The following is an 8521-nucleotide window of genomic DNA, read 5'->3' as shown; positions in this document are numbered from 1 at the left end:
GGCTTTCGCCGGCACGACCGGTTGCGGGCCCGCATTCTGATGCATCACCAATTCAAGAACGTAGGCAAGCACCTAGGATAAAGGGGCGGAGGAAAAGATCCTCCACCCCAACATTTGAAATAGAACCTTTTTAATGGCACAGGGGATGATTTCGGCGGAAAAGTGTTTAAAGCCCGCGACGGTGCGGTATAGAAAAAGAAAACAGTTAAACAGGAGGTTTTGATCATGCCCTGGGATACACAGGATTATCCGGACTCTTTGAAGAATCTGGACACGGCAGTTCGAAAAAAAGCGATAACAATTGCGAACGGAATGCTTCATGAAGGTTATGAGGAAGGGAGAGCTATACCTATCGCCACTGAACAGGCAAAGGAATGGTATAGTAATGCTTCAGAAGAAGACATCAATAAAGTGAAACAGATGACGGATAAGGAACTGCGGACGAGAGACGAGGAAAATCCGCAGAACAGCCGCCCGGAGCTTATGGAAAAAGGAGAACATGTCATTGCTCATGAAGATGGCTGGGCAGTACAGGCGGAGGATGCCAAGCAGCCTTCGGAAGTTTTCGAAAAGAAAGAGGAAGCAGTGAGCCGGGCGAAGGAAATAGCCGAAAATAAAGGCACAGCTGCCATTATTCATAAGCAGGACGGTTCGATACAAGAGAATATTTCCTATAATAAGTAAAAAAAGTTCATTGTTGGAAGTTATGGGTATACTAAAAAGCGTACATGATTTTCAATAAGGAGGAACCACACATGACAAGCAATAACCAGGGAAGAAGCGGTGAAAACCGTACGGAAGAACAGAATAAAGAATACGGACGCCAGGGACAATATGCAAAAGGAAATCAGCAGTCCGGCAATAGCAACAACAGCGGAAACTCCGGAAACTCCGGTAACAACACCCCGGACCTCTCTGCAAAAGGAGAACATGTCATCGCTCATGAAGACGGCTGGGCCGTACAGGGAGAGAGTGCCTCCCAACCTACGAAAGTGTTTGATAATAAAGACGAAGCAGTAACAAGGGCAAAAGAAATTGCGCAAAATAAAGGTGGCAGTGCCATCATCCACAAGCAGGATGGCACAATCCAGGAAAATATTTCTTACGATAGTTAAAAATGAACCGGAAAAGATTCGATAAAACATAAAAAAGGAAGCTCTCTGCAGAGGGCTTCCTTTTTTGTGAGATAGAGATAAATTATGAGTGTAAGGTTTTGAAATCTTCATAAGGGATTTCTACAGTGAAAAATACACCATCCTCGTCTTCGGTCGCAGCGATTACTACGTGAGAATCACCGAACACCGTCCGGAAAATTTCATCACCGTTATCAAACGGAGCGTCCAGGTTGAAACCGGTAGATAGAATGGAATTACGGTTTTCCTCCGTAAGTCCTTCTGTTTCTTCAAGCGTGATCATCGGGCGTACCAGGTTGCCTTCGGAGGCAGCCGTGTACTCATAGGAGATGTATGTATTCACGAGGGAGGCCACTTCTCCAAGCATTTCGGCCGTGATTTCCTGAATTTCTCCGGCATCAATCAGATAACGCACTTCCACGGGATCAAACCTTTTTAAATAATGGCTCACCGGCTTTCTCTCCTTTAGTCGGAAATTTTGAAGGGGCAATAGAAAATGCAGCTGTATAATGAGTAAGCAGAGTTATGTAAAAGAAAATCCTTTCCCTCTATCTCACGGATAAAGGAAAAGGGAAGAAGTCGTGAAGGCTTTGGCAAAAATGTTGTAGGGGGAAGTCATTTTCCAAATTAGCGCCTTCCGTACTACCTTACCCGTTACGTACATTTGAAAACGTGTTTCAGCTTTATTTATCGATAATTTTTTTGATTTTTCTTTTTCCCTGCCTGAATAGGGGGAGCGAAGTAAGAAAATCGATTGCGACAGAAATGATCAGACCGTGCAGAATCACTCCCAGAATCGTGAAAATAACGACGATCACCTGTCCCGGGAGAGTATCCGGTTCAAAGGTGGTTCTGCCAAAGAATGTAATAGAAAGAAGTGCACTGAGGAATGCGTCGGAGTAGGTCTCCAGTTCGTCCTCTATCCACGTAAGAGGGATGATAAGTAAAAAAATCAGGATGCTGCTAGCTCCTGCCACAAAACCGAGATGCTGGCGTTTCAGGAAGCGGAGGAACGGCTTCGTGTAGTATTTGGTGATAGATTTCAACCGGAGCAGATGAAGGATTCTGGCAAAACGCGCAAGCTGGAAGACAGCATCCAGTGGAATGGCGGCAATGACTATAAAAGGGTGTTTTTTGACAAAATCCAGTTTACTTTCACTTTTAAAGAAACGATAGAGAAAGTCGAGAAAGAATATAGCCCAAGTTCCCCACACAATAAGACTGTCGTACTGCATTTCCTGCCATATAGTGGCTACAGATAAACTGGCGAGAAGGACCATAAATACTTCATATGCTGTTTTTCCGGGTCTTCTTTTCCAGCGATTCATCCTGCAGCCCTCCTTTGGGACTTCCATTATAGCATGGAAAATTTCTGAAGGGCAGACGTGCGCATATGAGCCGTAAAAAAGAAGAAGCTGCCCTTAAGAAGAGCAGCTTCCGGATTACAAATCCATTCCATCATGGGGTTTTATTATTCCGTAAATCGTTTCAATATAGGGGAGGGTGAGGTTCTTTTCCGCTGCCAGACGCATCGCTCCCCCGTGGAGATGCTCCAGTTCAAGCGGCAGTCCTTTCCGTCGATCCTGATGCATGGAAGAAGTCATGTCGTCCCCGAGATTTTCGAGCTGTTTAAAAGCGTGATCGACTTCATCCTGTCCTATTTTCACTCCTCTGGCGACGCTCAGTCTCTGCATATCCTCAAGCATCCGCCTGGCGATAGTAAAGGTTTGGGGATAGGCACGGATATCTCCGATAGGGGTATTCATTGCGGTGGTGATACCGGAGAAAGCTGTGATGAACATGTACTTTTTCCAGATTTCCTTCAGAATGTCCGAGCTCCACCGGCTGTTCATCACTGCCTGCTCCCCGGCAAGGGAAAGTTCTTCACATATCGACTCCTGGGAAGGGTGAAGAGGGCCGAATACAATATTGTGGAAGTCACTCGTATGTTCCACGTGTCCTTTCTCATTAAGGGTAGCTATAATAAAGGCAAGACCTCCGAGGACCGTCTCCTCTCCCAGTTCCTTTTCCAAAATAGCGTAATGTTCCACACCATTCAGAAGGGGCAGAACTTTTGCACCTTTTTTCACGAGAGACTTCAGCCAGGGCATCGTCCCCTCCAGATGGTATCCTTTAACGGCGAGAACTACGAGGTCCGGATCTTCTATCTCGGAAGGATCTTCTGCGATGTCCGGATTTTCCCATACCGTATCTTCCACCTTACTGTGGATTTTCATTCCGTGTGTCCTTAACTGTTCCGCTCTTCCTTCACGAACGAGATTGATAACGGTGTGACCGGCATCATGCCACCTCGTCCCGAAGTAAGCTCCGAGAGCCCCGGCTCCCATAATGACTATCTTCACTTCAATTCCTCCCTCTCACATATTTACGAAACGATTATTTTTTAACCGTGGATTTCCCTGCATCAATGATGAGAATGATTGCAGTGATGGTATGCAGGATCCAGCCTACTACAGGTATGATTCCGAGGGCGTTCGCCACCATACCCGCGACGCTTCCTGAGCTGAATTCGTTTTGCTTAACGGAAACGATAAGTACGATTACGTGGAAAACGAACATAAATAGTAGCGGCTGCCAGCCGCCGCTCAGTATAAAAGTCCCGCCTATGACCGGGATAGCCAGAAAAGCCTCACACATACCGGTGATCCATTTCAATAAAGTTGTTGCACTCATAATGCTCCCTCCCTTTCTGCTTGCGGTAAGGCCGCTTTGTATTCAAATATTTTCGGGAAAAGTTGTAATTCCTCCGGAAAGATGCTGATTCTGTTTCCGATAAACAACAATCGTCCCTTATTCCTTTCCTGTTATAGCCTGTTATTAAACGCTTTTACCTGCAGGGGATAAGTGGAAAAGTCCTCCATGCAAAAAGAAAACACCGGTGCGGCGGTGCTTTCTTTCAAATCATTTATTGGCTTTCTGTAATTTTTTTATCATTTTCAACGAACGGCCCGTTCCGACTGCCACAGATTCCAGAGGGTTCGGGGCCATATGTACAGGAACGACGATCTCATTCGACAGCCAGTCCTGCAGACCGTTTAAAAGGGAACCTCCGCCCGTAAGTATAATACCCCGATCCACTATATCTCCGCTCAGCTCAGGAGGGCAGCTTTCGAGAGTCGTGCGGATCGTTTCAAGAATTTGTGCAAGGATCTCCTTCAAGGCGCCCTGTATTTCCGTGGAAGTGAGCTCGATCGGTTTAGGTAACCCGGTCACCATATCCCGCCCCCGCACTTCCATTGTTCTTTCTTCATGCTCGACCGGAGCCTGCCCGACTTCCATTTTAATCAGTTCGGCGGTCCGGATACCGATAAGCATATTGTACTGTTTGCGCACGTAATTCATGATCTCTTCATCCATCACATCTCCGCCGGAGCGGATGGAGTTGCTGGAGACGACGCCTCCGAATGAAATGATAGCCACTTCACTCGTTCCGCCGCCGATGTCCACTATGACATTCGCAAGCGGTTCATCCACGGGCAGATCCGCGCCTATAGCCGCTGCTATCGGTTCCTCAATGAGGTGCACCTGTTTGGCTCCGTAGTTTTTTACAGCGTTTTCAATGGCCCGTCGTTCTACGGAGGTGGAACCGGACGGGGTGCATACTACTACCGTAGGTTTTCTGATAGACATACCGGAGGATTTTCCGGCTTTCTTCAAAAATTCTTTCAGCATCTGGGAGGTCACGTCGAAATCTGCGATCACTCCGTCTCTGAGCGGTCTTACGGGTATGACGTTCTTTGGTGTCTTCCCGACCATCTTTTTGGCTTCTTCCCCTACGGCGATTACTGATTTGGTGTCCGTGTTGTAGGCGACGACGGAAGGTTCGTTCAATAACATTCCCTTGGATTTGGAATAGATAAGTATGTTTGCGGTACCAAGATCAATTCCTATTTCTTCGTTAGATAGCATTGATTTCACTCCAGTGATGATAGATTTTTCTGAATGGATAACTCTATTATAATGTATTTGGGAAAACAGTGATAGAAATAAATGAGAGATTGTTTTATAATCGGGGGAAAGTAAAGACAGGAGGACGCTGCAGTGGGCGGTTATTTGACTTATGAAGACATACGGAAAAAAAGTGACGTCCTGAATGAATCGTATGAACTGGATGTTTCCATCTTTGAAGAAGTCGTGGACGAACTTCTGGAAAGTGAAAAAGATACGGAGAGCATCATTCTCGAAGGTTTCGAGAAATTGCTCCGTTCGGTGGATGAAACGATGACGGATATAGATTCTTTCATGGAAATGAAACCGAACTGTTTCATGGGCTGTGCTTTCTGCTGTTATTTCCCGATAAGGGTCAGTAAAATGGAAGCGAAGCTCTTCTTCCGCTCCATTGAACATATGGAGCCGGACAGAAAAGAAGATATTTACAGGCACTGGGAAAAATACTATGAAAAATTCCCCCGGAAGCTGGAGGAGGCTCTGGCTATTGAGGAAGACGATCCCGAGATGAAATGGAAATACAAACAGCTGAATTTACCGTGTCCGATGCTGGATGAGGAGAAGCAGTTGTGCAAGGCATATGAAATCAGACCGGTTCCGTGCCGTACGTATGTGAACTATTCCGACCCGACAGTCTGTGCCACGGAACACATGCCGAAAGAGACGACCAGTTACGACTTTCTTTATAATTTTTACTTCCAGGGTATAAATGAACTTGTGCAGGCTCTGTATGAAAACGGGGAAGAACTTCCTGTCGATTACCCGATGGACGCCTGGAGCTATGATTACCTTCCGGGATGGATCAGACAGTATCGGCAGGGAGAGATGCACGTATAGGGGGTAAGGATATGGATCTTGCTCACATCGTTGAAGAGAAAATTAAAAAGGCGGTTGATCAGGGAGAGCTCGATGATTTGCCGGGAAAGGGCAGACCTTTGCCGGAAGATGAGTTCGCCCACGTGCCGGATGACCTCAGGAACAGTTACCGCGTATTGAAAAACGCCGGCATGCTACCTGAAGAGATGCAGATTAAGAAAGAAGTGGTGGAACTTGAGGAACTGCTGGAACAGATTACGGATCCCGAAGAGAAAGAACGCACGGAAAGGAAATTGACGGAGAAACGTCTCCGTTTTCGAATGCTTATGGAAAAAAGGAAAATGGCCCAGTCCGGAACTTTCGCCCAATATGAGAGTTCCATTAGGAAGCGGCTTTAAAGCATATACATTCCGAGCGACAGCCGGGACATACAGACCTGATAGGAAAGCCTCCCCCGCACAGGCAAGTGAGGGAGAGGCTTCATTTTTTCTTATAAGAATAGAAATTGTTGTTAACCAGCGGAACGTTTCTCTTCTTTGGCGACTTTCAGGAACCGCTTCGTCTCCGAGGCTACGACTCCGGAAAGCAGGAGAAGTCCGATAAGGTTAGGGAAAGCCATAAGGCCGTTCATGACATCGGCGAAAGTCCAGACTGTACTGAGTTCGATTACCGCACCGATGAATACGAAGGCGACGAAAAGAATTTTGTAAAGCCCGAGTCCCCGGTCGTTAGTCAGATAACCGAAGCATTTCTCTCCGTAATAGGACCAGCCTACAATGGTGGAGAAAGCGAAGAAAATCAGTCCGAGCGTGACAATGTATCCTCCTACGTCGCCGAGGAAAGCACTGAACGATGCGGTGGTCAGGGCAGCGCCATCCTCACTTCCTTCTCCCTTATATTCTCCGGCCATAACGATGGTCAGTCCGGTCATTGTACAGATGATAATCGTATCAATAAGTACCTGGGTCATGGACACGAGAGCCTGACGCCCGGGATAGTCCGTACGTGCAGCAGCGGCAGCGATCGGGGCCGAGCCGAGTCCAGCTTCGTTCGAAAAGACTCCACGGGCTACCCCGTAACGGATAACAGTACCGAGAATGCCTCCTCCGACTGCATTAGCGCTGAAAGCATCCGTGAAAATCGTATTGAAGGCAGGGCCTACGAGTTCAAAATTAGTAATAATGATTATTAATGCACCAAGAACGTAAAAAGCTGCCATAATAGGAACGAAAAACGCCGTTACACGGCCGATGCTTTTAATTCCGCCGAGAAGAACGAGACCGGCAAACACGAGAAGAATCAGGCCTGTAATCCAGGTCGGAACGTTGAATGTCTGGACTACAGCATCGGAGACGGAGTTGGCCTGGACCATGTTCCCTATGCCGAACGCGGCGATAGCTCCGAAGAATGCGAAAAGCACTCCCAGCCATTTTTGACCGAGTCCGCGGTCAAGGTAGTACATAGGCCCGCCGGACATTTCACCTTTGTTGTTTTCGACCCGGTATTTTACGGCAAGTATTGCTTCTGCATACTTAGTGGCCATGCCGAATACGGCGGTGATCCACATCCAGAATACTGCTCCGGGCCCGCCCAGCACGACCGCTGTAGCCACTCCTGCGATGTTACCCGTACCGATTGTGGCGGCAAGCGCAGTAGTCAGAGCCTGATAATGGGAGATGTCCCCTTTCTCTCCCTTCTGCTGGGCACTTGGTTTAAATGCAAGTTTCAAAGCGTAAGGCAGAGTCCGGAACTGTAAAAATCCCAGCCGAAGCGTTAAGTAAACCCCTGTACCTACAAGCAGTACAAGGAGAGGCCAGCCCCATACGAGGCCGCTTATGTTCCCGAGTATTTCGTTTAATCTGTCCATCTGAATCCCCCTTGTAAGATAATGCTTACATACTAAATATTCCGAAAATTCAACTAAAAGTCAAGGTTTTTATAGGAAAAAGTGAGGAAAGCAGAAAAATCATTTATAATAAGAAGATTGAAGGAGGTTACTATTATGATTCGTGTATTATTCATTTGTCTCGGTAATATTTGCAGATCACCGATGGCCGAAGCTATTTTTCGCAGTAAGGTTGAGCAGGAAGGGTTACAGGATAAAATAGATGCAGACTCTGCCGGCGTGGGGCACTGGCACGAGGGATCCCCCCCTCATGAAGGCACCCGGGCTGTCCTTCGGGAAAATCGCATACGTATGACAGATACGAAAGCCAGGCAGATTACGGAACAGGACTGGGAAGATTTTCACTACCTGATCGTTATGGATGATAATAACCTGAGAGATGTAGAAGCAATCAATGATAAAGAGGGTGTCATAATACAGAAACTGATGGATTACGCCGAAAATGTTCCGGAAAGTGAAGTGCCCGACCCTTACTTTACAGGTGATTTCAAAGGGACGTTTGAGCTCGTGAACAGCGGTTGTGAAGGGCTTCTGGATTCTATCAGAAGAGATCACTCATTATAGGGAAGAGTCTGGGACATAACTAACTCGGACTCGTAGTAAAAAAACTCCGATCATCGTAAAAAGATGATCGGAGCTTTTTCGATATCGGTCTTTCCAGTCTCCAGAGGCAGAATTTGCGATGGTGGCGTTGTAT

Annotated in this window: 11 protein-coding genes; 5 read left to right on the top strand and 6 right to left on the bottom strand. The window is 46.9% G+C overall.

Annotated elements, in window-relative coordinates:
• The first annotated feature begins 225 nt into the window (after nt 1-225).
• Nucleotides 226-684 carry a DUF2188 domain-containing protein gene (locus CKW00_RS13160; RefSeq protein ID WP_095822948.1) on the top strand — a complete coding sequence of 153 codons (459 nt, stop codon included), beginning with the start codon at nt 226-228 and terminating at the stop codon, nt 682-684.
• 71 nt (nt 685-755) lie between these two features.
• Nucleotides 756-1115 carry a DUF2188 domain-containing protein gene (locus tag CKW00_RS13155; protein WP_198951643.1) on the top strand — a complete coding sequence of 120 codons (360 nt, stop codon included), beginning with the start codon at nt 756-758 and terminating at the stop codon, nt 1113-1115.
• Between the two features lie 82 nt (nt 1116-1197).
• On the opposite strand, the gene CKW00_RS13150 is transcribed toward CKW00_RS13155, so the two are convergent.
• From CKW00_RS13150 to mreBH, 5 genes are all read right to left on the bottom strand, one after another.
• Nucleotides 1198-1584 (bottom strand): hypothetical protein, encoded by a 387-nt coding sequence (locus CKW00_RS13150; RefSeq protein WP_095822946.1) that lies wholly within the window; start codon nt 1582-1584, stop codon nt 1198-1200.
• 232 nt (nt 1585-1816) lie between these two features.
• A complete protein-coding gene (locus CKW00_RS13145; protein WP_095822945.1) occupies nt 1817-2461 on the bottom strand; it encodes a hypothetical protein in 645 nt (214 codons plus the stop codon).
• Nucleotides 2462-2575: 114 nt separating this feature from the next.
• The gene (locus CKW00_RS13140; RefSeq protein WP_095822944.1) at nt 2576-3496 is read right to left on the bottom strand and encodes a ketopantoate reductase family protein; all 921 of its coding nucleotides are present in this window, start codon (nt 3494-3496) and stop codon (nt 2576-2578) included.
• Between the two features lie 34 nt (nt 3497-3530).
• Entirely contained in the window at nt 3531-3827 is a 297-nt protein-coding gene (locus CKW00_RS13135; RefSeq protein WP_095822943.1) for a hypothetical protein, read from the bottom strand.
• A gap of 228 nt (nt 3828-4055) precedes the next feature.
• Nucleotides 4056-5063, bottom strand: a complete 1008-nt coding sequence (mreBH, locus tag CKW00_RS13130) for a rod-share determining protein MreBH (RefSeq protein ID WP_095822942.1) — start codon at nt 5061-5063, stop codon at nt 4056-4058.
• A 132-nt stretch (nt 5064-5195) separates the two neighbouring features.
• Between mreBH and CKW00_RS13125 the strand changes: the two genes are divergently transcribed.
• A complete protein-coding gene (locus tag CKW00_RS13125; protein ID WP_095822941.1) occupies nt 5196-5939 on the top strand; it encodes a YkgJ family cysteine cluster protein in 744 nt (247 codons plus the stop codon).
• Between the two features lie 11 nt (nt 5940-5950).
• Nucleotides 5951-6316 carry a DnaJ family domain-containing protein gene (locus tag CKW00_RS13120; RefSeq protein ID WP_095822940.1) on the top strand — a complete coding sequence of 122 codons (366 nt, stop codon included), beginning with the start codon at nt 5951-5953 and terminating at the stop codon, nt 6314-6316.
• A gap of 113 nt (nt 6317-6429) precedes the next feature.
• Here the strand turns inward: CKW00_RS13120 and CKW00_RS13115 are convergent, their stop codons facing one another.
• Nucleotides 6430-7785, bottom strand: coding sequence for an alanine/glycine:cation symporter family protein (locus CKW00_RS13115; RefSeq protein WP_095822939.1), 1356 nt, complete (start codon nt 7783-7785; stop codon nt 6430-6432).
• A gap of 135 nt (nt 7786-7920) precedes the next feature.
• Here CKW00_RS13115 and CKW00_RS13110 point away from each other — a divergent pair, with 135 nt between their 5' ends.
• Entirely contained in the window at nt 7921-8388 is a 468-nt protein-coding gene (locus CKW00_RS13110; protein WP_095822938.1) for a low molecular weight protein-tyrosine-phosphatase, read from the top strand.
• The last annotated feature ends 133 nt before the right edge of the window (nt 8389-8521 follow it).

The sequence above is a fragment of the Salimicrobium humidisoli genome (genome assembly GCF_002295105.1).
In the GTDB taxonomy this organism is placed as follows: Bacteria; Bacillota; Bacilli; order Bacillales; family Halobacillaceae; genus Salimicrobium; species Salimicrobium humidisoli.
The sequence above is the reverse complement of the archived record's forward strand: the minus strand, read 5'-3'. Positions and strand labels throughout refer to the sequence as shown.

Excerpts from the sequence above, each read along its gene's own strand:
- CKW00_RS13160 (WP_095822948.1), top strand. The coding sequence starts at position 226 with ATGCCCTGGGATACACAGGATTATCCGGACTCTTTGAAGAATCTGGAC.
- CKW00_RS13155 (WP_198951643.1), top strand. The coding sequence starts at position 756 with ATGACAAGCAATAACCAGGGAAGAAGCGGTGAAAACCGTACGGAAGAA.
- CKW00_RS13145 (WP_095822945.1), bottom strand. The coding sequence starts at position 2,461 with ATGAATCGCTGGAAAAGAAGACCCGGAAAAACAGCATATGAAGTATTT.
- CKW00_RS13135 (WP_095822943.1), bottom strand. The coding sequence starts at position 3,827 with ATGAGTGCAACAACTTTATTGAAATGGATCACCGGTATGTGTGAGGCT.
- mreBH (WP_095822942.1), bottom strand. The coding sequence starts at position 5,063 with ATGCTATCTAACGAAGAAATAGGAATTGATCTTGGTACCGCAAACATA.
- CKW00_RS13120 (WP_095822940.1), top strand. The coding sequence starts at position 5,951 with ATGGATCTTGCTCACATCGTTGAAGAGAAAATTAAAAAGGCGGTTGAT.
- CKW00_RS13115 (WP_095822939.1), bottom strand. The coding sequence starts at position 7,785 with ATGGACAGATTAAACGAAATACTCGGGAACATAAGCGGCCTCGTATGG.
- CKW00_RS13110 (WP_095822938.1), top strand. The coding sequence starts at position 7,921 with ATGATTCGTGTATTATTCATTTGTCTCGGTAATATTTGCAGATCACCG.